Raw genomic sequence first — 22,355 nt, forward strand, 5'->3', positions numbered from 1 at the left:
AAAGACGATGCAACCGCATGTCGCGGTCTCTGGGGTATCCACATATGAAAAGCGCCAGCCGCATCGTCATCCTGAGCCTTGTCGCCCTCGGCCTCGCCGCCTGCGCGACCCAGCCGCAGCCGGACTTCACCCCGCCGGCTTCCAAGCGCCTGGACGCAAAGACGACCCTCGAGAACCGCCGCTGATACGGCCCCGACGCGAGAGGCAAGCCGCCAGAGCGCGGCGCCATTGCGACGCGCCTGTTTGCAATCCAGTGAAACCCGCATCGACCCTCACGTCGGCGCGGGTATTTTCATGCCGGCAGGCCGCGAAAACTCCGTGGTCCGGACTATCGACAGCTGCTTGGGCCCCCCGAAGCAGAGAATCCGAATGCCGGCCTTCATGGCGTTGTCACAGCCTCTGACCTAAGTTCGCGCGTATTTCCGCGATCCGGGGTCAAACCATGAAAAAGACGTTCCTTCTCTCGACATCGCTTTTCGTCACGCTGGCCTTGCAGCCGCTTGCGGCCGTCGCCCAGCCGGCGCCCACCCTCTCCGGCCAGAAGCCGCTCGTCGTCGCTCACCGCGGCGCCAGCGGCTACCTGCCCGAGCATACGCTTGAGGGCTACAAGCTCGCGATCGAACAGGGCGCGGATTTCATCGAGCCCGATCTGGTCTCGACCAAGGACGGCGTTCTGGTCGTGCGCCACGAGCCGATGCTGAGCGGCACCACCGACGTCGCCGACCGGCCGGAATTCGCCGGCCGCAAGACCACGCGCAAGGTCGACGGCGTCGACACCGCGGACTGGTTCGCGAATGACTTCACGGCGGCCGAGATCAAGACGCTGCGCGCCAAGCAGGCCTTCGCGGACCGCGACCAGTCCCATAACGGCAAGTACCAGATCCCAACCTTCCAGGAGGTCATCGACCTCGCCAAGGCCGAGAGCGCCCGCACCGGCCGGACGATCGGCATCTATCCCGAGACGAAGCATCCGACCTATCACGCGGCTCTCGGCCTCGCCTTCGAGGACAAGCTCATCGATATGCTCAAGGCCGCCGGCTGGACCGAGAAGACCTCGCCGGTGTTCATCCAGAGCTTCGAAACGGGCAACCTCAAATACCTGCGCAAGAAGACGCAGCTGCGTCTCGTCCAGCTCGTCGATGGCGACGGCGTCGACAAGGACGGCAAGGTCTCGCTGGCAGCGCCGTTCGACCGTCCCTACGACTTCGCCGTGCTCGGCGACAAGCGCAGCTTCCAGGACATGCTCTCCGCCGAAGGGCTCAAGGAAATCGCGACCTATGCCGACGGTGTCGGCCCCTGGAAGCCCTATCTGCTCGGCGCGAAGCAGACGATCGGGGCCGACGGCAAGCCGCAGGACCTCAACGGCGACGGCGCCATCGACGAGCGCGATCGCACGCTGATCGCGCCGACCAACGTGGTCAAGGATGCCCACGCAGCCGGCCTCCTCGTCCACAGCTGGACCTTCCGCAGCGAGCCGAAGCGGCTGGTTTCGGACTTCAAGGGCGACGCTGGCGCGGAGTACAAGGCTTATTTCGCGCTTGGCATCGACGGGCTGTTCTCGGATTTCCCCGACCAGGCCGTGAAGGCGCGCGACAGCAAATAAGCCTCCTGCGACAGATCAACAGAAAGCCCGCGGCGTATTCCGCCGCGGGCTTTTTATCGGCCGGTCCGATCAGTCAGGCTGGACCTGCTTCTCGAAACAACTCTGTAAGCAACTCTGGACGCAACTCAATCACAGACGCGGGTGGTACGACGCACCATGCCGCGCGGGGTCTCCCGCTCGGTCGTGACCGTGCGGCAATCCTCGCCGCGGTAGTTCGCGCGCCGCCACTCGCGTTCGCGCGCCCGCTCATAACGGTCGTGACGCATGTCGCGATCTATGGCCCGCTCTTGCGGCGAGCGCGTGTCGACGCTGACGCCACCGGGGCCGACATTGATCGACTGAGCATAGGCGCCGCCCGTCATCAGAACAGCGGCGATAATAGCAGGAACAAGACGTTTCATGACGTATCCTCCGTTCCCGCAGATAACGCATCACGTAAGGAAGCGTTCCGCCGTCGGAGGTTTTTCTGCAACGACATCCTTCGCGATGCTTCCGCGGCGCCCCGGAAAAGCGAAGGAGCGCGCCGGCAGAACCGGCGCGCTCCTGAACGTTGGAAAGCTTCTTTGACTCAGTTCAGAATCTGGTCTCAGTGCAGAATCTGGCTGAGGAAGAGCTTGGTGCGCTCGTGCTGCGGGTTCTTGAAGAACTCGTTGGGCTCGTTCATCTCGACGATCTGGCCGGCATCCATGAAGATGACGCGGTCGGCGACCTGGCGGGCGAAGCCCATCTCGTGGGTGACGCAGAGCATGGTCATGCCCTCATCGGCCAGCGAGACCATGGTGTCGAGCACCTCCTTGACCATTTCCGGGTCGAGCGCCGAGGTCGGCTCGTCGAACAGCATGATCTTCGGGCTCATGCAGAGCGAGCGGGCGATCGCCACGCGCTGCTGCTGGCCGCCGGAGAGTTGGCCGGGGTACTTCAAGGCCTGTTCCGGGATCTTGACCCGCTTGAGATAGTGCATCGCGATCTCCTCGGCGTCTTTCTTGGGCATCTTGCGCACCCAGATCGGAGCGAGCGTCAGGTTCTCCAGGATCGTCAGATGCGGGAACAGGTTGAAGTGCTGGAAGACCATGCCGACGTCGCGGCGGATCTCGTCGATCTTCTTCAGATCGTTGGTGAGCTCCGTGCCGTCGACGATGATCTGGCCCTTCTGGTGTTCCTCCAGACGGTTGATGCAGCGGATCATCGTCGACTTGCCCGAACCGGACGGGCCGCAGATCACCAGCTTCTCGCCGCGCGAGACCTTAAGGTTGATGTCGCGAAGAACGTGGAACTCGCCGTACCACTTGTTGACGCCGATCATCTCCACCGCCGTCGCGGTGTTGAGCGAGGTCTGCTTCAGCGCGGCGGGCCGGGCGTCGGTCATCTTGGTTTCTGCCATTGCCATGGTCGTCATTCCTCTCAACGTTTTTGGCCGGCGGCGAGGCGCTTCTCGACAGCTACCGAGTAGCGCGACATTCCCCAGCAGCAAAGAAAATAGAACATCGCGGCGAAGGCATAGCCGGTCGTCCGCGTCGTCGGCGTCGCCCAGGTCGGGTCGACGAGAGTCGCCTCGATGGTGCGCAGGAAGTCGAAGATGCCGACGATGGTGACCAGCGTCGTATCCTTGAACAGCCCGATGAAGGTGTTGACGATGCCGGGGATCACGATCCGCAGCGCCTGCGGCAGGATGATGAGGCGCATCATCTGCCAGTAGCCGAGGCCGAGCGACATCGCGCCCTCGTACTGGCCCTTGGGGATCGCCTGCAGGCCGCCGCGCACCACCTCCGCCATATAGGCGGCGGCGAAGAGCGCGACGCCGATCAGCGGCCGCAGCAACCGGTCCGGAGACCATTCCTGCGGCACGAAGAGCGGCAGCATGGTGTTCGCCATGAACAGCACCGTGATCAGCGGGACGCCACGGACGAACTCGATGAAAATCACCGAGAGCAGCTGGATCGCCGGCAGCCGCGAGCGACGGCCGAGCGCCAGGAGCACACCGAGCGGCAGCGAGAACACGATGCCCACCGCCGAGATCAGGAAGGTCACCGTCATGCCGCCCCAGAGGCCGGTATCGACGCGCGGGAGGCCGACCTTGTCGGCGAGAACGGCGAGAATGCCGAACACGACGAGCGCGATCAGGATCAGCCGCTTCGGCCGATAGAAGCGCTGCCAGGCCGGCGCGGCCTCCTCTACGGCAAGCTGCCCCTCCCCGATCCAGAACTTCACCAGACTCGGCGCGAAGGACAGGACGAGATAGACCACGGCCAGCGCGAAGCTGAGCAGGATCAGGAAGCGCAGGAAGCCCTCGGCCCGGTCACCGCCGAGCAGCAGGATGAAGGCGCTCGTCGGCAGGATGACGAAGAAGAAGAATACGCCGATCTTCTTCATCGGCGCCCGGTTCCAGAGCAGCCAGATCACGCCGAGCGCGAACATCGCGAAGACGATGTTGACCCGCCAGCGCTCCGTCACCGGATAGGAACCGTAGATGAAGTACTGCAGACGATCGCCAATATAGGCCCAGCAGGCGCCGACCGGCCGCCCGACCTTGTCCGCGAGGCAGGCGTCGCGGCTCGTGCCGGTCCAGACCGCATCGAGGAAGTAGAACCGGATCAGCCCCGGCACCGCATCGATCACCAGATAGAGGCAGAGCAGGGTCAGGATGGTGTTGAGAGGGCCCGAGAACAGGTGGGCCCTGATCCAGGCCAGGGGGCCGGCGACGGAAAGCGGCGCGGGCTCCTGCTCCAGCGTATCCCTGCGAACGAAGGCAAAGGGCGCGAGTTCGGTGGTTGCGTCGGTCATCGGTCAGCCCTCACCGTTCAACCAGCGCCATGCGCTTGTTGTAGATGTTCATGAAGAACGACGTCACCAGCGAGATCGTCAGATAGACCGCCATGGTGATCGCAACGACCTCTACCGCCTGGCCGGTCTGGTTCAGCACCGTGCCGGTGAAGACCTGCACGAGATCGGGATAGCCGATCGCCACCGCCAGCGAGGAGTTCTTGGTGAGGTTGAGGTATTGCGAGGTCAGCGGCGGGATGATGACGCGCATCGCCTGCGGGATGACGACGAGCTTCAGCGTCGGGCCGGAGCGCAGACCGAGCGCGTTGGCCGCCTCCGTCTGTCCTCTGGACACCGCCAGGATGCCGGCCCGCACCACCTCGGCGATGAAGCCACCCGTGTAGGTCGACAGGCCGATCAGCAGCGCGACGAACTCCGGATAGATCTGCATGCCGCCGGTCAGGTTGAAACGACCCTGCTGCGGATAGTCGAAAGTGAGCGGACGGCCCGTGATGAAGAACACGAGAAGCGGCAGCCCGACGATGAGCGCGAGCGCGACCCAGCCGTTGTGGTACTGCTTGCCGGTCTGCATCTGCTGGCGCCGCGACCAGACGAAGAAGGCGATCGCCCCGGCGATGCCGATGAAGAAGGCGATGACGACCGCCTCGAAGGCCGGGCCGAAATTCGGGCTCGGCAGGATGATGCCGCGGTTGTTGAGATAGATGCTGCCGGGCAGCGCAATCGAGTTGCGGGCATCAGGCAACGGCTTCAGCACCGCGTTGTACCAGAAGAAGAGCTGAAGCAGCAGCGGGATGTTGCGGATCACCTCGACATAGATCATCGCCAGCTTGGCGACGATCCAGTTGTTGGAAAGGCGCGCCACACCGACGAAGAAGCCGATCATGGTGGCGAGTACGATGCCGAGCGCGGCGACGAGCAGCGTGTTGAGCAGGCCGACCAGGAAGGCCTGGCCATAGGTCGAGCCACCGGATGCCGAGAACGGGATCAGCTTCTGATTGACGTCGAAACCGGCAGCGTTGTTCCAGAAGCCGAAACCGGAGGCGATCTTCTGGGCACGAAGGTTCTCGATGGCGTTGGATGCGGCGGACCAGATCAGGAAGCCGACGACCGCCAAAAGAAGGATCTGATAGACATAGCCGCGGATCTTGGGGTCGTAGAACAACGACGCCTTGCCGGGTGATACCGTTTCGGTCGGAATGCTCGACACTTGTCACGCCCTTTTTGCTTCGCTTGTTGCGGCCGGCGATCCTTCGGCGGTGCGGTTGCGCCGAGGTCGTGTTGTTGTCCGTGCCGCTATTCTTCGTGTTTCGTGCAGGAGGCGCGCTATGCGAGGGAGCGCCTCCCCGTCATTCAGGGAAGCGTCGCGCTACCGACGCCGATAGCTGCCGCCCCCGCGGCAGTCGCGATCTCTGTCCTCATGCCGCCGTACCCCTGTTCGGAGCGGGTTTGTCCCGCTCTCCCCGATTGTGCAAATCTTGAGCAGCAAATGCCGATGCGGCAAGTCCTGCTGACGTAAATTTCCAATCAGCAAATCCCGGACCAACCGCCCCGGTGGTCCTGTCTGGCGCCGTCCGCAAATTTCTGCGCCCCCGCCCTCGTCGTCAACGAACAATCCCGTCAGCGGGATGGAGCGGCACACAGCCTGCCGGAGACCCCTTTCCTGAAGACCGTGCCGGGCGAAATGAAGCGTTCTCGCGCAGGATCTGCCGGTGCCTGCCGAGATACAAGAACGCCGCGAAACGCTTGCAGGCGGCTCGCGGCGATGGTGCAGCGGATGTCACTAAAAAACGGGGCACCGGTCAGGCCGGCGCCCCGCAAGACGTATCAGCGAACCGGCGGGGCGTATTGCAGTCCGCCCTTGGTCCAGAGCGCGTTCTGACCGCGGGCGATCTTCAGCAGCGAGCCCTGGCCGACGTTGCGCTCGAAGGATTCGCCGTAGTTGCCGACGTGCTTGACGATGCGGACGACCCAGTCCGCCGTCAGGCCGACCTGCTCGCCGAACTTGCCCTCGGTGCCGAGCAGGCGCTTGACCTCGGGGTTATCCGACTTGAGCTGCTGATCGACGTTGGCCTGGGTCACGCCCAGTTCCTCGGCGTTCAGCATGGCGAAGCCGACCCACTTCACCAGGTTGAACCATTGCGGATCGTTGTTGCGGACGGACGGGCCGAGCGGCTCCTTGGAGATGATCTCCGGCAGGACGATGTGGTCGTCGGGGTTCGTCAGCTTCAGGCGCTCGGCATAGAGGCCCGAGGCGTCGGTAGTGAAGGCGTCGCAGCGGCCGGCGTCATAGGCCTTGATCGTCTCGTCCGCCGAGGCGAAGGCGACGACTTCGTACTTCAGGTTGTTGGCACGGAAGTAGTCGGCCAGGTTGAGTTCGGTCGTGGTGCCCTGCTGGGTGCAGACCGAGGCGCCGGAAAGCTGCAGCGCCGAGTTCACGCCGAGCTTCTTGCGGACCATGAAGCCCTGGCCGTCATAGTAGTTCGCGCTGGTGAAGAGCAGGCCGAGCGACGCGTCGCGCGTCATCGTCCAGGTCGAGTTGCGGACCAGCACATCGATCTCGCCCGACTGCAGCGCGGTGAAGCGATCCTTGGCCGAGAGCGGGATGAACTTCACCTTGTTCGGGTCGTTGAAGATTGTCGCTGCGATGGCGCGGCAGACATCGACGTCGAGCCCCTTCCAGTTGCCCTGCGCATCCGGAACGCCGAAGCCGGCGAGCCCGGTGTTGGAGCCGCAGTTGAGGGCGCCGCGCTGCTTGACCTGCGCGAGGGTCGCCTGGGCGGAGGCCCCGGTCGCCGAAATGGCCATGCCAATTCCCGCTGCGAGGGCGGCTGCTACAAACTTTTTCATCGGTACTCTCCCATTGAAGCCACGTTCCCGGCTCGCGCCGAACGCCATCCTGGTCTCGCCGCCGGCAGCGATTTCGCTGCTCGGTTCACCTTGCGGTTGCGCGGCGCTCCCCCGTCATCGAGTCGATTGCCAGAGCGACCCATGAGCGTCAAGCAACCGCCATACGCATGAGCCGCCCCTTGTCCACTGCATACATCACATGCGAGTTTGTGGGTCGTGGTCAAGTGCGACCGCATTCTCCCGCCTGCCGGACGTGCCGTTTCCATGAAAAAGTTGTCTTCGCCTGAATTTGCCCGCCTCGGCGAGCGGACACGCCTTGTGCTTGCCGGCCGCGACCCCGAGGACAGTTACGGCTTTGTCAATCCGCCTATCGTACGAGGCTCCACGGTCGTTTACCCGAACACGGCGGACTTCCTGGTTCGCAAGGCGCGCTACACCTACGGCACGGATGGCAGCCCGACGCTGGACGCGCTGATCGCGGCGGCCAACACGATCGAGGGCGGGGCCGGTGTGGTCGCCACCCCGTCCGGGCTTCTTGCCTGCACGCTCGCCTTCCTGACCATCCTGTCCTCCGGCGATCACGTCCTGGTGACGGACAGCGTCTACCGCCCGACGCGCATCTTCTGCGACACGTTCCTGAAGCGCATGGGCGTAGAGGTCACCTATTACGATCCGCTGATCGGCGGCGACATCGCCAAGCTCTTCAAGCCGAACACCAAGGCGGTCTGGACCGAGGCGCCTGGATCCCAGACCTTCGAGATGCAGGATATCCCCGCCATCGTGGCGGCAGCCCATGAGCGGGACATCCTGGTCGCGTTGGACAACACCTGGGCGACGCCGCTCTTCTTCGACAGCCACAAATTCGGCGTCGACTTCTCGGTGCAGGCCGGCACGAAGTACTACGCCGCGCATTCGGACGTGCTGATCGGCACCATCTCGGCGCGGACACCGGAACAGTTCAAGAAGCTCAAGGCCGCCTGGCACCAGCTCGGGATGATCGTGGCGCCGGAAGACGCCTTCCTCACCTTGCGCGGCATGCGCACCATGGCCGTGCGGCTCAAGGAGCAGATGCCGGCCGGCATCGCCATGGCCGAATGGTTGCGCGAGCGCCCGGAAGTCGCTCGCGTCCTTCACCCCGCCCTGCCGGGCGCACCAGGGCATGAAATCTGGAAGCGCGACTTCACCGGCGCCTCCTCGCTCTTCACGATCGAGCTCGAACCGGTTTCGATGACGGCGGTCGGCGCGATGCTGGACGGGCTGACGCTGTTCGGCATCGGCGCATCCTGGGGCGGCTATGAGAGCCTCGTCCTGCCCTTCGACTGCAAGGACTACCGCACCGCGACCAAGCCGGACTTCAAGGGTCCGACGATCCGCATCCATATCGGGCTGGAAGACATCGAGGATCTGAAGGCCGATCTCGATGCCGGCTTCGCGCGGTTGCGCGCCGCGGCCTGACAAACCAAGGCTGCCGGTCTCTCGGTCTCCGGCCGGCTCGTTCAGAGTCGGCCGATCTCGACATCACGCCCGAGCAGCTTGGCGAGCTGCTTGAGGCGGCCTTCGACACGGTCGCTGGCCAGAGCGGCGAGATCGTCCGGAAAGCGCAGCACCAGGCGGTTGTCGACACAGGCTGCCGGGATACGCGGCAGGATGCCGGCCATGCCGGCGGACAAGAGATAGGCGACACGGAAGATCGCCGCGATCAGCGTCGCACGGGCGAGCAGGGTCGGCTGCAGCAATGTCTTCAGGCCATCGGCAGCCGGAGAGCTTGCCTTGAGGCCGGCGTAACGATGGAAGATCGTCAGTGCCAGGAACGCCCGCCCGACATGGTCGATGCCCGTGAAATAGGCATGCGCGATCACGTTCATGCTCTGCTCGCCGCGATAGTCGGGATGGGCGCGCCAGCCGATATCGGACAACAGACAGACGGTCTCGATCAGCCGTCCCGACGGCTCGTCCTGCGGTAGGCCCGCGGTTTCGAGGATGCCGCTCGCCCAGGCGATCAGGTCGGCAGCATGGCGCGGATCGCGAGCCCGCAGGAGATTGTAGTCGCGCGCGGCCTGCAGCAGCGGATCGGCCACCTGTTCCGCCGGCGAAAGCTGCTCGTGCAGGAGGCCCTCGCGCACGCCCTGAGCTGAGATGACGATGTTGCGCGGCTTACCGCGCTTGATCAGTTCGTCGAGCACGAGCGCGCCATAGGCGAGCAACGGACGCCGCGCCGAGGACACCGAATCGATCGCGTCGAGAACGGACGCATCGGCCCGCTCGACCAGCTTGGCGAAATCGGCCGCATCCTTCGGCGGAATCGCATAGCCATGCATGACGTTGAGGGGGTAATTCGCGCGTCGCTGGTGCAGGGTCGCCAGCGCGCGCCAGGTCCCGCCGACGGCATAGAAGTCGCGGCCCTTCATCGCAGCGAGCTGCGGCAGCTTGTCGAGTTCGTCCCGGACGATCTTCTCGGCCGCCCGGATCGAGCCCTTCGAGCGATCGAGCAGCGCGAGGCCGCCAAGCGGCACGCTGGCGCCCTTCCCCACTGCGCCGTTCTTGACGGAAATCAGCTCAAGGCTGCCGCCGCCGAGATCGCCGACGACCCCGTCGGGGGCATCGAAACCGGAGATCACGCCGAGGCCCGAGAGAATCGCCTCGCGGCCGCCGGAGATCAGCTCGATCGGCTGGCCGACCGCCTTCTCGGCGCGGGCGATGAAGTCCGGCCCGTTCTCGGCATAGCGCGCCGCGGCGGTGGCGATGACGCGAATCTCGCCGACATGCATCGCCTCGCAGAGGATGCGAAAGCGCACGAGCGCGTGGATCGCCTTATCGATCGCATCCTCGGCGAGCCGGCCGGTCGAGGCGACCTGCCGGCCAAGCCCCGCCATCTCCTTCTCGTTGAAGACCTGCGAAGGCGCCCGCGCCAGCATCTCGTAGACGACGAGGCGGACCGAGTTCGAGCCGATATCGACGATGGCAATGGTGTCGGAGAGCGCAAGCCGCCCCGGCGCGTGCCTGAGCTCAGGCTTTACGGCCTCCCCGGCGCGTGAGGGAACGGGGACTTGAATTGGAGAGCGATTTTCCACGTCCAGACAGACTCGGGTTTGTCATGAAGTACTTATGCGCGTTGAACGGCTCTTCGTTCGCCGCCGGGACAATGCGGCGCGAGCCGCCATCGGCCAATATCGTCCAGCTCTGCTCGTTGTCGAGCAGGTTGGCCAACATAATCTGATCGAGCAACTGCTGATGCACCGTCGGGTTCAGAATCGGCGTCAGCGCCTCGACCCGGCGATCGAGGTTGCGCGGCATCAGGTCCGCCGATGAGATCGAGACCTTGGCCTTGGCCGAGGGCAGGCCGTGGCCGGCGCCGAAGGCGTAGATGCGGGTGTGCTCGAGGAAGCGGCCGATGATCGACTTGACGCGGATGTTGTCCGACAGGCCGGGCACACCCGGCCGCAGGCAGCAGATGCCGCGCACGACGAAGTCGATCTCGACGCCGGCCTGGCTGGCATCATAGAGCGCGTCGATGATCTCGGGATCGACCAGCGAGTTGCACTTGCCCCAGATCGCGCCCTTGCGGCCGGCCTTCACATGCGCGACCTCCTCGGCGATGTCGGCGAGCAGCCGCTGCTTCAGGCCGGTCGGCGAGATGGCCATGCGCTCCAGCCCGTCGGGCTCGGCATAGCCGGTGATGAAGTTGAAGACGCGCGCGACATCCTGCGCGATCACCGGGTCGGCGGTGAAGAAAGAGACGTCGGTATAGATGCGCGCCGTGATCGGGTGATAGTTGCCGGTCGCGATATGGCAGTAGCTGACGAGCTGGCCCGCCTCGCGGCGCACGACCAGCGAGAGCTTGGCGTGGGTCTTGAGCTCGATGAAGCCGTAGACGACCTGGACGCCGGCGCGCTCCATCTCCTTGGCCCATCGGATGTTCGCCTCTTCGTCGAAGCGGGCCTTGAGCTCGACCAGCGCGGTGACGGACTTGCCGGCCTCCGCGGCCTCCGTCAGCGCCTTGACGATCGGCGAGTTCGCGGAGGTGCGGTAGAGCGTCTGCTTGATCGCGACGACGTTGGGATCGCGCGCCGCCTGCTGCAGGAACTGCACGACGACGTCGAAGCTCTCATACGGATGGTGGACGAGCAGGTCCTTCTGGCGGATCGCGGCGAAGCAATCGCCGCCATGCTCGCGGATGCGCTCCGGGAAGCGGGCGTTGTAAGGCTTGAACTTCAGGTCCGACCGGTCGACGCCGACGAGCTGGGAAAGCTCGTTCAGTCCGATCATGCCGTCGACCTCGACGATCTCGTCGGCATCGACCTTGAGTTCGCGCACGATCAGCCGGCGCAGATGGTCGGGCATGCCGAGCGAAAGCTCGAGCCGGATGACGACGCCGAGTCGGCGCTGCTTCAGCATCGTCTCGAAGACGCGGACGAGGTCCTCCGCCTCCTCCTCGATATCAAGATCGGAGTCGCGGATGACGCGGAAGGAGCCGGTTCCCTTGACCTCGTAGCCCGGAAAGAGCTTGCCGATGAAGAGCGAGATCGCATCCTCGAGCGTGATGAAGCGATGCAGGCCTTCGCGGGCAAGATCGGGCAACTCGATGAAGCGATCGATCTTGATCGGCACGCGGATCAGCGCGTCGAGCTGGCGCCCGTCGTTCTTGCGCTCCAGCGCCAGCGCGATGGTGAAGCCGAGGTTGGGGATGAAGGGGAACGGGTGCGCCGGGTCGATCGCCAGCGGCGTCAGCACCGGGAAGACGTAGTTGAGGAAATAGTCCTCGAGCCAGATCCGATCCTGCGAGCCGATATCGGCGGGCTGCAGCAGGTGGATGCGGTTCTCATGCAGATCGTGCCGCAGCTCGGCCCAGCGGGCCTGCTGGTCACCGGTCAGTGCGTGGACGGCCTCGCCGATCGCAACGAGCTGCTCGGCCGGGGTCAGCCCATCCTGGCTGCGGGTGACGACGCCGGCTTTGAGCTGCTCGCGCAGGCCGGAGACGCGGACCATGAAGAACTCGTCGAGATTGTTCGCCGAGATCGAGAGGAAGCGCAGCTGCTCCAGCAATGGATGGCTGCGGTTCGAGGCCTCTTCCATGACGCGGCGATTGAACTGCAGCCAGCTGAGCTCGCGATTCATGAAGCGCCCGGGCTGCTGACGCAGCGCCAGCGAGTCGGTCTCGCCGGTGAGCCGCTCCGGCTCGTCGGTCACGGTATCGAGATTCATGCGCTTCACCCGCGTCCTGGTCGCTTTTTCGCTCATGGCGCCGTTGAAGCCATCCTAGCGTGACGGTTCGATGACAGGCGACATGATTTCACGCCGAGACATGTCGGTCTTGCCCGCGATCGCTCAACCCAGCTCTTCCGGGAAGAGTTCCGCCAGCACCTCCTGCACCAGCAGGCGCGTCACCCGCCGGCCGCGCTCCAGCGCCACGCGATCGAGACGGTCGACGACCTGCCGGGCGGCGGCGAAGGAGCGCTCCATCCTCAAGGCGAGGGCTTCAATCACGGCGGTGTCGACGACGAGCTGCCGGTCGATGAAGAGCTTGACCAGGACGGCTCGCAGAAGCCCGTCATCGGGCGGCTCGATGGTGGCGCTCGGCGCCAGCCGCAGCCGTGACAGCAGGTCCGGCACGCGCAGGCCCCAAAGATCGGGCTGGCGACGCGCCGTCAGGAGCAGCGAGCCGCCGCGCGCCTTGACCGCGTTCATCAGATGGAACAGCGCGGCCTCGTCAATCGGGCCGGCATCGCAATCCTCGATCACCAGAGCACCGCCCGAGACCAGATGCGGCACCTTGGCCTCGCTCAATTCGACGGCGGAAAGCGTCCAGGCATGGGCGGCGCGGGCCCAGATGGCGGCGAGATGGGTCTTGCCGGCGCCCTCGGGCCCGGTCAGGCGCAGCCAGGCATCCGGCCATTGCGGCCAGCTTTCGACGAGCCCGTAGGCCGCCTCATTCGACGGGCCGACCAGAAAATCCTCGACGCCATGGCGGCTGTCGACGGGCAGGTCGAAGGCGAGCTGGCGCGGGCGCGGCGGTATGTCGGACATGATCGGATCAGAGATCGGCGTCGGCGCGCGCCCTCGTCCGGGCCGTGCGCGTCGTTTCGCTGCCATGGTAGAGCTTGCTGGCCAGATATTCCCTGAGCGCGAAGCGGCAGAGCACGCCGGTGACCGCCGCAAGCGGCACCGCGAGCAGCAACCCGACGAAGCCGAACAGGGAGCCGAAGGCAAGCAGCGCGAACATCAGCCAGACCGGATGCACACCGATCGAATCGCCGACGAATTTCGGCTGGAAGATGTTTCCTTCGAGGAACTGCCCGGCAAAGAAGACGCCGAGCGTCACCAGCGGCCAGGTCCAGTCCGGCCAGAACTGCACGATGGCGACGCCGACCGACAGCACGAGGCCCGTGAGCGAGCCGACATAGGGAATGAAGGAGAGGAAGCCCGAGATGATGCCGATCAGGGCGCCGAAATTGACGCCGATCACGCTGAGTCCGATCGCATAGAAGCTGCCGAGCAGCACGCAGACCAGGGCCTGGCCGCGCAGGAAGCCGGCGATGGCCAGATCCATCTCGTGCAATAGCCCGCGAATGGTGTCGCGGTGGTCGCGCGGCAGCCAGCTGTCGACGGTCGCGACCATCCGGTCCCAGTCGACCAGCAGATAGAAGGCGATGACCGGCGTCAGCACCAGGAGCGAGAACACGCCGACGATGGCGGTGCCGCCGCTCCAGAGCGACTGAAGCAGGCCGCCGACCCATTTCGTCGCCTCGCCGACGAGGTTGCCAAGCGAGTTCTGCGCTTCCTGCTGCAGGTTTCCGCCACCGAAACGCTCGAGCCAGGGGGCGCCCTTCTCCATCGCGAGCGCCTGGAGCTTGGCGGCATCGGCGGGCAATCTCTCGACGAGCCCGGCCAGCTGCCGTCCCAGCAGCGGCGCCAGCAGCACGAGCGCCAGTACGAAGATGATCAGAAAGACGACCAGGATGACGATGGTCGCCGTAAGCCGGTTCATGCCCATCCGCTCCAGCCTGTCGGCCAGCGGATCGAGCAGATAGGCGAGCGCCAATGCGGCGATGAAGGGCAGCAGAATATCCCGCAGCACCACCAGCAGGAGGATGAAAACCAGGAGGGACCCGAGCCAAAAGCCGATCTGGCGTTGCAACGTCATCGATCAGCCTCTTTCGCGTCTCCGGCCGGCGGAAGGGGATAGATGTGCATGGAAGCCCATGGTTCCAAGCCGCGGCGGCGGGTGAAGACCGGTCAGCCCGCCATATGGCGCAGCCAGAAGGCGAGATAGGCCGTCATCGAGGCGAGCGTCAACAGAGCGACGAGAATCTCGCCAATTGTGGAGACGTGGCCGGGATCGACCCCGAAGGCGCGCGAGCCGAGCGCCAACGCCGCGAAGGCGATCTGCGCGGCCGTGTTGAGCTTGCTGACGAGCAAGGGGGCGATCGTCACCGGCCGGTCCATCAGCCAGGACAGGATCACCGCCGCCACGATCATCAGGTCGCGCGCCACGACGAAGATGACCAGCCAGGTCGGAATGGCGCCGACCATGGCCAGGGTGATGTAGATCGAGACGATCAGCGCCTTGTCGGCGATCGGGTCGAGATAGGCGCCAAGCTCGCTCGCCATGCCGCAACGCTTCGCGAGGAAGCCGTCGACGGCATCGGATATGCCGGCCACCACGAAGATGATGAAGGCGGCCTGCCAGCGCGCATTGACGATCATGACGATCACCAGCGGCACCAGGAAGAGGCGGCCGACCGTGATCAGGTTGGGGATCGTCATTCACAACGCCCGAGCGAAACTCGACAGAGAACGACGCTAAGGGCGCCGGCAGTGGATCGGCAAGAGCGAAAACGCCGATACGCCTTGCAAGGCGCGGCGTGCTTGCCTATCGCTCGCGCGACCACAAGGAAGGCGGAATTCAATGAGCAAGCCCGGTGCGAACGGACTGACCTATGCGCAGGCGGGTGTCGATATCGACGCCGGCAATGCCATGGTCGACGAGATCAAGCCGCTGGTGCGCGCCACGCGCCGGCCGGGCGCGGACGCCGAGATCGGCGGCTTCGGCGGGCTGTTCGACCTCAAGGCCGCCGGCTTCAGCGATCCGATCCTCGTCGCCGCCAATGACGGCGTCGGCACCAAGGTGAAGATCGCGATCGAAAGCGGGCTGCATTCGACGATCGGCATCGACCTCGTCGCGATGTGCGTCAACGACCTGATCGTGCAGGGTGCCGAGCCTCTGCTCTTCCTCGACTATTACGCCACCGGCAAGCTCGACCCCAAGGTCGGCGTCGAGATCGTGCGCGGCATCGCCGATGGCTGCCGCCAAGCCGGCTGCGCGCTGATCGGCGGCGAGACCGCCGAGATGCCCGGCATGTACGCCGAGCAGGACTATGACCTTGCCGGCTTCGCGGTCGGCGCCGCCGAGCGCGGCACCTTGCTGCCGCGCGAGGACCTGAAGCCCGGCGATGTGGTGTTCGGCCTGCCCTCCTCCGGCGTGCACTCCAACGGCTATTCGCTGGTGCGCCGCATCGTCCAGCTCAGCGGCCTCGCCTGGGAGGCGCCCGCCCCCTTCGCGCCGGAAAAGACCCTGGCCGAAGCCCTGCTGGAGCCGACCCGCATTTATGTGAAGCCCTTGCTTCAGGCGCTGAAGGCAACCGAGGGCATCAAGGCGCTGGCGCATATCACCGGCGGCGGCTTCCCTGATAACATCCCGCGCGTGCTGCCCGAGGGGCTCGGCGTCGCGCTCGACCTGCCCGCGATCCCCGTACCGCCCGTCTTCGGCTGGCTCGCACGGATCGGCGGCGTCGTCGAGCGCGAGATGCTGCGCACCTTCAACTGCGGCATCGGCATGATCGTGGCAGCCGATGCGGCCAAGGCCGACGAGGTTTTCGCCGCGCTGAAGGCGGCCGGCGAAGCTCCGGTCAAGCTCGGCGAGATCGTCCCGGTCTCGGGCGGCGAGGAGCAGGTCAGTTATCGCGGCAAGCTCTCGCTGTGAGCCCAAAGCCTGCCCGCATGCGCGTCGGAGTGCTGATCTCCGGGCGCGGCTCCAACATGGTCTCGCTGGCGGAGGCGGCGCAGTCGCCGGACTATCCGGCCGAGATCGCGCTCGTCATCTCCAACATCCCGGATGTCCTTGGGCTGGAACGGGCGCGGGGCTTCGGCATCGCCACTGCGACGGTCGACCACAAAACGTTCGGCAAAGACCGCGAGGCGTTCGAGCGCGCGATGGACGAGCTGCTGCGCGTCAACCAGATCGAGCTCATCGTGCTCGCCGGTTTCATGCGCATCCTGACCCCCTGGTTCGTGAAGCGCTGGGAAGGGCGGGTGATCAACATCCACCCCTCCCTGCTGCCGCTGTTCAAGGGCACGCATACCCACCGGCAGGCGCTTGAAGCCGGCGTCGTCGAGCATGGCTGTTCGGCGCATTTCGTCGTGCCCGACCTCGATGCCGGGCCTGTGATCCTACAGGCGAAGGTGCCGGTTCTGCCTGGCGACGACGAAGACAAGCTGGCACAGCGCGTCCTCGTCGAGGAACACAAGCTCTATCCGGCGGCGCTGGCCGAGGTCGCCTCCGGCCGGGCGAGGCTCGCGGGGGATGCCGTCATCCGAGCCTGATCGTCCTCAGGCCGCTTCGCACCGGGCGGAAGCTCGCCGCCGCCCTCGCGCTTGCAGCGCTCCCATTCCTCGCGGGTCTTCTCCTCTTCCTTCTGCCAGCGGCGGAAAAGATCGGCACGGCGGGCGGGATAACGCTCTTCCAGCGCGGTGAGCCCGGTCATGCGGTCGGTGCGGAAATGGCGGAAGGCCTGCCTGAGCTCGCACCAGGCGATGACGATGCGCACGCGCTCGTAGAAGGTCATGCCGATCGGCCAGATCATGCGCTGAGTCGCATGGCCGCTCTCGTCGCTGTACTCGATCGAAAGCTTGCGGCCATTGCGGATGGCGGCGCGCACGGCGGCGACATCGACCTGATCGGACGGCACATCGCCGGGATAAGAAGCGGCGAACAGCGCGCCGTCGAGCAGGATCGGCCGGAGATGCGGCGGTAACACGGCCGCGACCTTGCTGACCACATCCTCCGCCGCACGCGCCAAAACCGGGTCGGCGCGTTCGCTCAGCCAGCGCATGCCGACCAGCACCGCCTCGATCTCGTCGGGCGAGAGCATCAGCGGCGGCAGGTCAAAGCCGGCGTCGAGCACATAGCCGATGCCGGCCTCGCCGCGCACAGGCACGCCCTGGCGCACGAGCGCGCCGATGTCGCGGTAGACCGTGCGCACGGAGACGTCGAGCTCGGAGGCCAGCGTCTCGGCGGTAACGGGGCGCCTGCGTCGCCGCAGGCTCTGGATCATGTCGAGCAATCGTTCGGCGCGCTGCACGGCGTCGTCTCCCCACTCGTCTCCGGTCCAATGCCCGTTCCGTTCGACCGGAGCGATCGAACGGATGACGGCTTTGACCTGCGGCAAGATGGCTCAGCCGCGCTGACAGCTTCTGTCAGGAGTCTGTCAGCAGCAAGGCGGCGTGGGAAGAATGCGAACGCGCCAGTGCCCCGGCGCGTGGATCAGCTCAGAACGGGCGCTTGAGTTTGCACTGGTCGATGAAGCGCAGGCCCTTTTCGCGGGCCGTATCGTTGAAGTAGCCGGTGTCACGGAACGCCTGGATCTCGTCCTTGGTCATGGCGTTGACAGTGCCCTTGGCGTAGCAGCTGCAGGGCGTGTGCACGGCCTCGCGCGTCGTGCCGAGGAGCTGAGACTGCGTGACCAGGCAGGCGTCGAAGGCGCGCAGCTGGATCATGTAGGGGGTCAGGTTCTTCGCCGTCGGATCGGGAGCCGGCAGCGTCGTCGAGCTGCTCGCGGCGTAGGCCGAAACGCTCGCCAGGATCGATAGTCCACCGGCCAGCAAGACCGCACCCATCCGCCGCATCATCATGATTCCGCCTGCTCTTCGAGAATGGGGCACATCGAAGACCACATGCTGCGCCCGTTTCCCGGCATGGCCATAGAGCTAGCTCAACGTCAAGAGGATGCGTGTTCGCTCATCGCTGTTTTCAGGGACAGTGCTTCCGCTGCGACGCTCTCCGGCTCGTCGCCGCCCATATGCCGGGCGCCAGAGTCGATCCCGAGCCCCGCTTCGTCGATCACCGGAGCCCGGTCCGCCAGCTCGAGAAACACGGCGGCGCAAAGCAGCCAGACAACCGCCACTTCCATGATCATCGCCGCCTCCTGCGACCCTGTCGATCGGACCTTCAGATCCCTGGGACACATTCTGGCCACCATCGATTAACGAGCGGTTCCCGGTGCCCGCCGGCGCCAGCCTCCGGCACGGCCACGGCGGCTGCGATCAAGCCCGGCTAACGCCAAGAAAAAGCCCCGACGTCACAACACATTGATATTCCTGAGATAACGAAAAACTCACCTTAACCGCGCATTAATCCCCTTCCCGCAGATTGCCCCCATTCAAATCCACCGGGCGCGCTGCCGCGTCGGAGTTCTGGACTATGCGTTGCGTTGCGTATCTGGCGGGTCTGGCGACCTGCTTCTTCCTCTCGCTGCCTGGCCAAGCCCAGGCGCAGTCGAAAGACTACTCCACCCTGACCTCGCCCCAATCGGCGCAGAACTGGTATGTGACGCTTGGTGCAGGCGTGCGCTATCAGCCCGACTACACCGGCTCGGACGATTACGTGTTCCGCGCGCGCCCGATCATCTCGCTGGGCAAGGGCCTGAAGAGCACATGGTGGAGCGCCGAGGACGACGCGATGCTGAGCATCGGCGTCTTCTCCGGCCAGGGCTGGCGCATCGGCTTCTCCGGCGACCTGCTCTGGAAGCGCAGCGCCAAGGTCAATCCGTTGCTCGTCGCCGTGCCCGCGACCAAGTTCGGCGCCGAGGCCGGCGCCTTCGCCGAATTCTATCCGACGTCCTGGCTGCGAGGCCGGGTCGACCTGCGCCGCGGCATCGTCGCGCATGACGGCGTCGTCGCCGACCTCAAGCTCGATGCCTTCACCAATATGGGCCCGTGGACTCTCGGTGTCGGCCCGCGCATGCGGATCGCCTCGGCGGACTATGTCCGGACCTATTTCGGAACCTATGGAGCCCAGCCCGGTACCGGCGGCCTGCTGCAGCGCTTCAACACCGGCGTCCATACGGTCGGCGCCCTGGCGCAGATCACCTATCACTGGTCGGATCAGCTCAAGACCACGGCCTATGTCGAGTACAAGCACCTCGTCGGCGACGCGACCCGCTCGGCCATCGTCAGGCCGTTCGGCTCGCGCGACTCGCTCACCATCGGCCTCTCGGCGAGCTACTCCTTCGATACCGGGTCGAGCTATTCTCTAGGGCTCTGAGGACAACGGCATCGCGGCCGGGCTTGCCCGGCCGCGTACCGAGGCTCAGAAAAGAAAAAGGCGGACCGGGAAACCGGTCCGCCTTTCTGCTTTTCAGGAGGCGGCTGCGATCAGCCGACGATCTCGTTGCCCGCGAAGAACTGGGCGATCTCGACGGCCGCGGTCTCCGGCGCATCGGAACCGTGCACGGTGTTCTCGCCGACCGACTCGGCGAAGAGCTTGCGGATGGTGCCCTCGGCGGCGTTGGCCGGGTTGGTGGCGCCCATCACGTCGCGATAGGCGGCGATCGCATTCTCGCCTTCCAGCACCTGCACGACCACGGGGCCGGAGGTCATGAAGTCGACGAGCTCGCCGAAGAAGGGACGCGCCGAGTGGACGGCATAGAAGGTCTCGGCCTGAGCCTTGGTCATCTGGATGCGCTTCTGAGCGACGATGCGCAGGCCGGCCTTCTCGATGACCGCGTTGACCGCGCCAGTGAGATTGCGCTTCGTCGCATCGGGCTTGAGAATGGAGAAGGTACGCTGAACAGCCATCGAAAAATCCTAGGGTACGAAAAGGGAATTGCGGCGCGCTTATAGCCGCCGCTTTCGTCCCTCACAAGGCAGGGGGGCGGTCCGGCTCGTCCGCAATCCGCAAGCCCGAGGATCATTTTCGTGCTAGGATCGCGCCTGGAGAACAAGGGAGGCGATCCATGGGTATCGTCGCGATTGTATTCCTGGCCTGTCTGGCGTCGCTCTGCGAATTGCTTCTGGTGACGGCCGACGGCATCACCAAGGACCGCAGGAGCAACATGCCCCCGCCCTCGGGCGGTATCGGAGCCTTCTGAACCGCGCATACAAGCGCGGCGCGGCAGAATAGCAGAACGTGGCCCTCTCAGTGCCGCGTGAGGAAAGCGCGTGCTTCGCGCAGCGCCTCGGCGATCTCGTCCCGGCTCATCTCAAGCGCGAGCTCCTGACGATGGGCCGCTGCCCGGGCGCAACCGCGGGCAAAGGCGACGTTGAACCATTTCTGCGCCGCGACGAGGTCGACGTCCCCTGCCCGCCCCGAAGCATGCATCAGCCCGAGTTCGCAATAGGCCTCGGCCGACACCTCAGCCGGGATCACCAGCGAAGCCGGAACAGCGCTCATCTCCATACGTGCCATGACACCACCCTCTTTTCGTTGTCCCGGCCACCCGTCCAAGGCCCCGGTCGATGGATGCGAGAGTGAGCTCGACCTTTAAAATGCGCGCTAAATTTTGCGGTGAATCGAGTCTCAACGAGGCGTAATCGTCCGGTTAAAGTAACCAAGGATTCACTTCAGAATTCCGAAAATACAAGCGATTTCAACCGGATGCCGAAGCACCTTCGCGCGCGCCGTTGAGATTGGATTCACCTTGCGCAACGGAACGGGCCGCAACCTCTTCCCTTGCGGCAGCTTGAGCTGCGCCTAAACCCCGATATAGTTCATATCTGAACCATGCAGGCATAGCGGGTCGGATAAGGGAGGATCGAATGAAGGACGGGACCGGATCGAGGCTCGCGGGGCTGGCGGCGCTCGGCATGCTGGCGAGCGCCGCAACGGCGGCTGCGCAGGAAGTGGCAGGCGTCTGGGAGCGCGACACGGGCGCCTCACGCGTACGCTTCACCAAATGCGGCGAGGCGCTTTGCGGCACGATCTCGTGGCTCAAGGAGCAGAACGGGCCGGCCAAGGTCGGCCAGCGCATCTTCTACGACATGAAGCCCGACGGCGACGGCAAATGGGCCGGCAGCGCCTTCAACCCGGAAGACGGCAAGACCTATTCGGGAACGATGAAGCTCTCCGGCAGCACGCTGACCACCGCCGGCTGCGTGATGGGCGGGCTGATCTGCCGCTCGGTCAAGTGGACGCGGTCGAACTGACGTTCTCACGTCCTAGGCGGGGAAACGTCATCCTCGGGCGAAGCGAAGCGCAGACCCGAGGATCTCTTTTCCAGAGAAGCCCGGGTCAAGCCCGGGCATGACGATTTACGTTCATCGGGCCTTCTGGCCGAAGAGGACCGCCTTTTCCTCGGGCGTGCTGATGCCGGCGGGGTTGCGCAACTCCTCCGCAGCCTTCAGCCCGCGCTGGACCGCCGGGCGCGCCTGCATCGTCTCCAGCCAGCGCGCGACATTGGGGAACTGCCTGATGTCCTGGCCCTGCCGTTCCCAGCCGCGTGCCCAGCCGATGCAGGCCATGTCGGCGATGGAATACTCGCCGCAGATATAATCGCGGCCTTCGAGGCGCTTGTTCAGCACGCCGTAGAGGCGGTTGGCCTCGTTGGTGTAGCGGTCGATGGCGTAGGCGACCTTCTCGGGCGCGTAGATGCGGAAGTGATGGGTCTGGCCGAGCATCGGGCCGAAGCCGCCCATCTGCCAGAACAGCCATTCGTCGACGGCGACACGCCCGCGCTCGTCCTTCGGGTAGAACTTGCCCGTCTTGCGGCCGAGATACTGCAGGATGGCGCCGGATTCGAAGACCGAAATCGGCTTGCCGTCCGGCCCTTCGGGATCGACGATCGCCGGCATGCGGTTGTTCGGGGATATCGCGAGGAATTCCGGCTTGAACTGGTCGCCCTTGCCGATGTTCACCGGCACGATGGTGTAGGGCAGCCCGCACTCCTCGAGCATAATGGAGATTTTCCAGCCGTTCGGTGTTGGCCAGTAATAGAGGTCGATCGGCTTGGCGGCAGCTTCGGACATCAGTCTCTTCCTTCCTGGCGTGAGGCCTCGGCGCGAAACGTAAGGAGCACGCCGAAGCGCCGGAAGAGGCATGAGCCCGCCCTCAGCGCGACCTCGCCATGCCGCT

24 protein-coding genes are annotated in these 22,355 nt (G+C 65.2%); 8 read left to right on the forward strand and 16 right to left on the reverse strand.

The genetic code is table 11. The annotated features are described in order from the left end of the window. Nucleotides 1–44 precede the first annotated feature (44 nt). The gene (locus AC2FAN_RS02525; RefSeq protein ID WP_265053028.1) at nucleotides 45–185 is read left to right on the forward strand and encodes a hypothetical protein; all 141 of its coding nucleotides are present in this window, start codon (nucleotides 45–47) and stop codon (nucleotides 183–185) included. A gap of 257 nt (nucleotides 186–442) precedes the next feature. Further along, nucleotides 443–1,603 (forward strand): glycerophosphodiester phosphodiesterase, encoded by a 1,161-nt coding sequence (locus AC2FAN_RS02530; protein WP_485172595.1) that lies wholly within the window; start codon nucleotides 443–445, stop codon nucleotides 1,601–1,603. 125 nt (nucleotides 1,604–1,728) lie between these two features. On the opposite strand, the gene AC2FAN_RS02535 is transcribed toward AC2FAN_RS02530, so the two are convergent. From AC2FAN_RS02535 to AC2FAN_RS02555, 5 genes are all read right to left on the reverse strand, one after another. Continuing rightward, nucleotides 1,729–2,004, reverse strand: a complete 276-nt coding sequence (locus AC2FAN_RS02535) for a hypothetical protein (protein ID WP_476805892.1) — start codon at nucleotides 2,002–2,004, stop codon at nucleotides 1,729–1,731. Nucleotides 2,005–2,189: 185 nt separating this feature from the next. Beyond that, entirely contained in the window at nucleotides 2,190–2,906 is a 717-nt protein-coding gene (locus tag AC2FAN_RS02540; protein ID WP_057193382.1) for an amino acid ABC transporter ATP-binding protein, read from the reverse strand. Nucleotides 2,907–3,004: 98 nt separating this feature from the next. Beyond that, entirely contained in the window at nucleotides 3,005–4,384 is a 1,380-nt protein-coding gene (locus tag AC2FAN_RS02545; RefSeq protein WP_485172596.1) for an ABC transporter permease subunit, read from the reverse strand. A 10-nt stretch (nucleotides 4,385–4,394) separates the two neighbouring features. Further along, complete coding sequence (locus tag AC2FAN_RS02550; protein ID WP_265053024.1) at nucleotides 4,395–5,591, reverse strand: amino acid ABC transporter permease; 1,197 nt, start codon at nucleotides 5,589–5,591, stop codon at nucleotides 4,395–4,397. Nucleotides 5,592–6,208: 617 nt separating this feature from the next. Further along, nucleotides 6,209–7,231, reverse strand: a complete 1,023-nt coding sequence (locus tag AC2FAN_RS02555; RefSeq protein WP_485172597.1) for an amino acid ABC transporter substrate-binding protein — start codon at nucleotides 7,229–7,231, stop codon at nucleotides 6,209–6,211. Nucleotides 7,232–7,495: 264 nt separating this feature from the next. Here AC2FAN_RS02555 and metC point away from each other — a divergent pair, with 264 nt between their 5' ends. Beyond that, nucleotides 7,496–8,686, forward strand: coding sequence for a cystathionine beta-lyase (gene metC, locus AC2FAN_RS02560; RefSeq protein WP_485172598.1), 1,191 nt, complete (start codon nucleotides 7,496–7,498; stop codon nucleotides 8,684–8,686). 41 nt (nucleotides 8,687–8,727) lie between these two features. Here the strand turns inward: metC and ppx are convergent, their stop codons facing one another. The 5 genes from ppx to AC2FAN_RS02585 form a co-directional block, all read right to left on the reverse strand. Then, complete coding sequence (gene ppx / locus AC2FAN_RS02565; protein WP_485172599.1) at nucleotides 8,728–10,302, reverse strand: exopolyphosphatase; 1,575 nt, start codon at nucleotides 10,300–10,302, stop codon at nucleotides 8,728–8,730. Then, complete coding sequence (locus AC2FAN_RS02570) at nucleotides 10,238–12,433, reverse strand: RNA degradosome polyphosphate kinase (RefSeq protein ID WP_265053020.1); 2,196 nt, start codon at nucleotides 12,431–12,433, stop codon at nucleotides 10,238–10,240. Before AC2FAN_RS02570 ends, ppx begins: the two co-directional genes overlap by 65 nt. A 123-nt stretch (nucleotides 12,434–12,556) precedes the next feature. After that, nucleotides 12,557–13,255, reverse strand: coding sequence for a P-loop NTPase family protein (locus AC2FAN_RS02575; RefSeq protein WP_485172600.1), 699 nt, complete (start codon nucleotides 13,253–13,255; stop codon nucleotides 12,557–12,559). A 7-nt stretch (nucleotides 13,256–13,262) separates the two neighbouring features. Beyond that, nucleotides 13,263–14,372, reverse strand: a complete 1,110-nt coding sequence (locus AC2FAN_RS02580; RefSeq protein WP_485172601.1) for an AI-2E family transporter — start codon at nucleotides 14,370–14,372, stop codon at nucleotides 13,263–13,265. Between the two features lie 92 nt (nucleotides 14,373–14,464). Further along, complete coding sequence (locus AC2FAN_RS02585) at nucleotides 14,465–14,995, reverse strand: CDP-alcohol phosphatidyltransferase family protein (RefSeq protein ID WP_476805886.1); 531 nt, start codon at nucleotides 14,993–14,995, stop codon at nucleotides 14,465–14,467. A gap of 142 nt (nucleotides 14,996–15,137) precedes the next feature. Here AC2FAN_RS02585 and purM point away from each other — a divergent pair, with 142 nt between their 5' ends. After that, nucleotides 15,138–16,211 (forward strand): phosphoribosylformylglycinamidine cyclo-ligase, encoded by a 1,074-nt coding sequence (gene purM / locus AC2FAN_RS02590; RefSeq protein WP_476805885.1) that lies wholly within the window; start codon nucleotides 15,138–15,140, stop codon nucleotides 16,209–16,211. Continuing rightward, entirely contained in the window at nucleotides 16,208–16,831 is a 624-nt protein-coding gene (gene purN, locus AC2FAN_RS02595) for a phosphoribosylglycinamide formyltransferase (RefSeq protein WP_265053015.1), read from the forward strand. The genes purM and purN overlap by 4 nt, the downstream gene beginning before the upstream one ends. Here the strand turns inward: purN and AC2FAN_RS02600 are convergent. The 3 genes from AC2FAN_RS02600 to AC2FAN_RS02610 all read right to left on the reverse strand — a co-directional run bounded on the left by AC2FAN_RS02600 (nucleotide 16,759) and on the right by AC2FAN_RS02610 (nucleotide 18,423). Then, the gene (locus tag AC2FAN_RS02600) at nucleotides 16,759–17,589 is read right to left on the reverse strand and encodes a helix-turn-helix transcriptional regulator (RefSeq protein WP_485172602.1); all 831 of its coding nucleotides are present in this window, start codon (nucleotides 17,587–17,589) and stop codon (nucleotides 16,759–16,761) included. The two genes, purN and AC2FAN_RS02600, sit on opposite strands and share 73 nt — an antisense overlap. Before the next feature lie 187 nt (nucleotides 17,590–17,776). Beyond that, entirely contained in the window at nucleotides 17,777–18,124 is a 348-nt protein-coding gene (locus AC2FAN_RS02605) for a hypothetical protein (protein ID WP_476805882.1), read from the reverse strand. Nucleotides 18,125–18,225: 101 nt separating this feature from the next. After that, nucleotides 18,226–18,423 carry a hypothetical protein gene (locus AC2FAN_RS02610; RefSeq protein WP_485172603.1) on the reverse strand — a complete coding sequence of 66 codons (198 nt, stop codon included), beginning with the start codon at nucleotides 18,421–18,423 and terminating at the stop codon, nucleotides 18,226–18,228. Between the two features lie 284 nt (nucleotides 18,424–18,707). Here AC2FAN_RS02610 and AC2FAN_RS02615 point away from each other — a divergent pair, with 284 nt between their 5' ends. Beyond that, complete coding sequence (locus AC2FAN_RS02615) at nucleotides 18,708–19,550, forward strand: MipA/OmpV family protein (RefSeq protein WP_265053012.1); 843 nt, start codon at nucleotides 18,708–18,710, stop codon at nucleotides 19,548–19,550. Between the two features lie 110 nt (nucleotides 19,551–19,660). Here the strand turns inward: AC2FAN_RS02615 and ndk are convergent, their stop codons facing one another. Continuing rightward, complete coding sequence (gene ndk, locus AC2FAN_RS02620) at nucleotides 19,661–20,083, reverse strand: nucleoside-diphosphate kinase (protein ID WP_485172604.1); 423 nt, start codon at nucleotides 20,081–20,083, stop codon at nucleotides 19,661–19,663. A gap of 158 nt (nucleotides 20,084–20,241) precedes the next feature. Between ndk and AC2FAN_RS02625 the strand changes: the two genes are divergently transcribed. Next, nucleotides 20,242–20,376 carry a hypothetical protein gene (locus AC2FAN_RS02625; RefSeq protein ID WP_485172605.1) on the forward strand — a complete coding sequence of 45 codons (135 nt, stop codon included), beginning with the start codon at nucleotides 20,242–20,244 and terminating at the stop codon, nucleotides 20,374–20,376. 47 nt (nucleotides 20,377–20,423) lie between these two features. Here the strand turns inward: AC2FAN_RS02625 and AC2FAN_RS02630 are convergent, their stop codons facing one another. After that, on the reverse strand, nucleotides 20,424–20,693 hold the full coding sequence (locus AC2FAN_RS02630; RefSeq protein WP_485172606.1) for a sel1 repeat family protein: 270 nt from the start codon (nucleotides 20,691–20,693) through the stop codon (nucleotides 20,424–20,426). Between the two features lie 350 nt (nucleotides 20,694–21,043). Here AC2FAN_RS02630 and AC2FAN_RS02635 point away from each other — a divergent pair, with 350 nt between their 5' ends. Further along, nucleotides 21,044–21,430, forward strand: coding sequence for a DUF2147 domain-containing protein (locus tag AC2FAN_RS02635; protein WP_485172607.1), 387 nt, complete (start codon nucleotides 21,044–21,046; stop codon nucleotides 21,428–21,430). 111 nt (nucleotides 21,431–21,541) lie between these two features. Here the strand turns inward: AC2FAN_RS02635 and AC2FAN_RS02640 are convergent, their stop codons facing one another. Beyond that, entirely contained in the window at nucleotides 21,542–22,249 is a 708-nt protein-coding gene (locus AC2FAN_RS02640; RefSeq protein ID WP_485172608.1) for a glutathione S-transferase N-terminal domain-containing protein, read from the reverse strand. Nucleotides 22,250–22,355: the final 106 nt, after the last annotated feature.

The sequence above is a fragment of the Allobosea sp. RIT-PG3_2 genome (assembly GCF_057321085.1).

Coding starts and splice junctions, on each gene's coding strand:
- AC2FAN_RS02625 (WP_485172605.1), top strand. CDS start 20,242: ATGGGTATCGTCGCGATTGTATTCCTGGCCTGTCTGGCGTCGCTCTGC.
- AC2FAN_RS02530 (WP_485172595.1), top strand. CDS start 443: ATGAAAAAGACGTTCCTTCTCTCGACATCGCTTTTCGTCACGCTGGCC.
- AC2FAN_RS02585 (WP_476805886.1), bottom strand. CDS start 14,995: ATGACGATCCCCAACCTGATCACGGTCGGCCGCCTCTTCCTGGTGCCG.
- AC2FAN_RS02525 (WP_265053028.1), top strand. CDS start 45: ATGAAAAGCGCCAGCCGCATCGTCATCCTGAGCCTTGTCGCCCTCGGC.
- AC2FAN_RS02535 (WP_476805892.1), bottom strand. CDS start 2,004: ATGAAACGTCTTGTTCCTGCTATTATCGCCGCTGTTCTGATGACGGGC.
- AC2FAN_RS02545 (WP_485172596.1), bottom strand. CDS start 4,384: ATGACCGACGCAACCACCGAACTCGCGCCCTTTGCCTTCGTTCGCAGG.
- ndk (WP_485172604.1), bottom strand. CDS start 20,083: ATGGCTGTTCAGCGTACCTTCTCCATTCTCAAGCCCGATGCGACGAAG.
- AC2FAN_RS02605 (WP_476805882.1), bottom strand. CDS start 18,124: ATGGGTGCGGTCTTGCTGGCCGGTGGACTATCGATCCTGGCGAGCGTT.
- metC (WP_485172598.1), top strand. CDS start 7,496: ATGAAAAAGTTGTCTTCGCCTGAATTTGCCCGCCTCGGCGAGCGGACA.
- AC2FAN_RS02615 (WP_265053012.1), top strand. CDS start 18,708: ATGCGTTGCGTTGCGTATCTGGCGGGTCTGGCGACCTGCTTCTTCCTC.
- AC2FAN_RS02570 (WP_265053020.1), bottom strand. CDS start 12,433: ATGAATCTCGATACCGTGACCGACGAGCCGGAGCGGCTCACCGGCGAG.
- AC2FAN_RS02555 (WP_485172597.1), bottom strand. CDS start 7,231: ATGAAAAAGTTTGTAGCAGCCGCCCTCGCAGCGGGAATTGGCATGGCC.
- AC2FAN_RS02540 (WP_057193382.1), bottom strand. CDS start 2,906: ATGATCGGCGTCAACAAGTGGTACGGCGAGTTCCACGTTCTTCGCGAC.
- AC2FAN_RS02610 (WP_485172603.1), bottom strand. CDS start 18,423: ATGATCATGGAAGTGGCGGTTGTCTGGCTGCTTTGCGCCGCCGTGTTT.
- AC2FAN_RS02635 (WP_485172607.1), top strand. CDS start 21,044: ATGAAGGACGGGACCGGATCGAGGCTCGCGGGGCTGGCGGCGCTCGGC.
- AC2FAN_RS02575 (WP_485172600.1), bottom strand. CDS start 13,255: ATGTCCGACATACCGCCGCGCCCGCGCCAGCTCGCCTTCGACCTGCCC.
- purM (WP_476805885.1), top strand. CDS start 15,138: ATGAGCAAGCCCGGTGCGAACGGACTGACCTATGCGCAGGCGGGTGTC.
- AC2FAN_RS02640 (WP_485172608.1), bottom strand. CDS start 22,249: ATGTCCGAAGCTGCCGCCAAGCCGATCGACCTCTATTACTGGCCAACA.
- AC2FAN_RS02630 (WP_485172606.1), bottom strand. CDS start 20,693: ATGGCACGTATGGAGATGAGCGCTGTTCCGGCTTCGCTGGTGATCCCG.
- AC2FAN_RS02580 (WP_485172601.1), bottom strand. CDS start 14,372: ATGACGTTGCAACGCCAGATCGGCTTTTGGCTCGGGTCCCTCCTGGTT.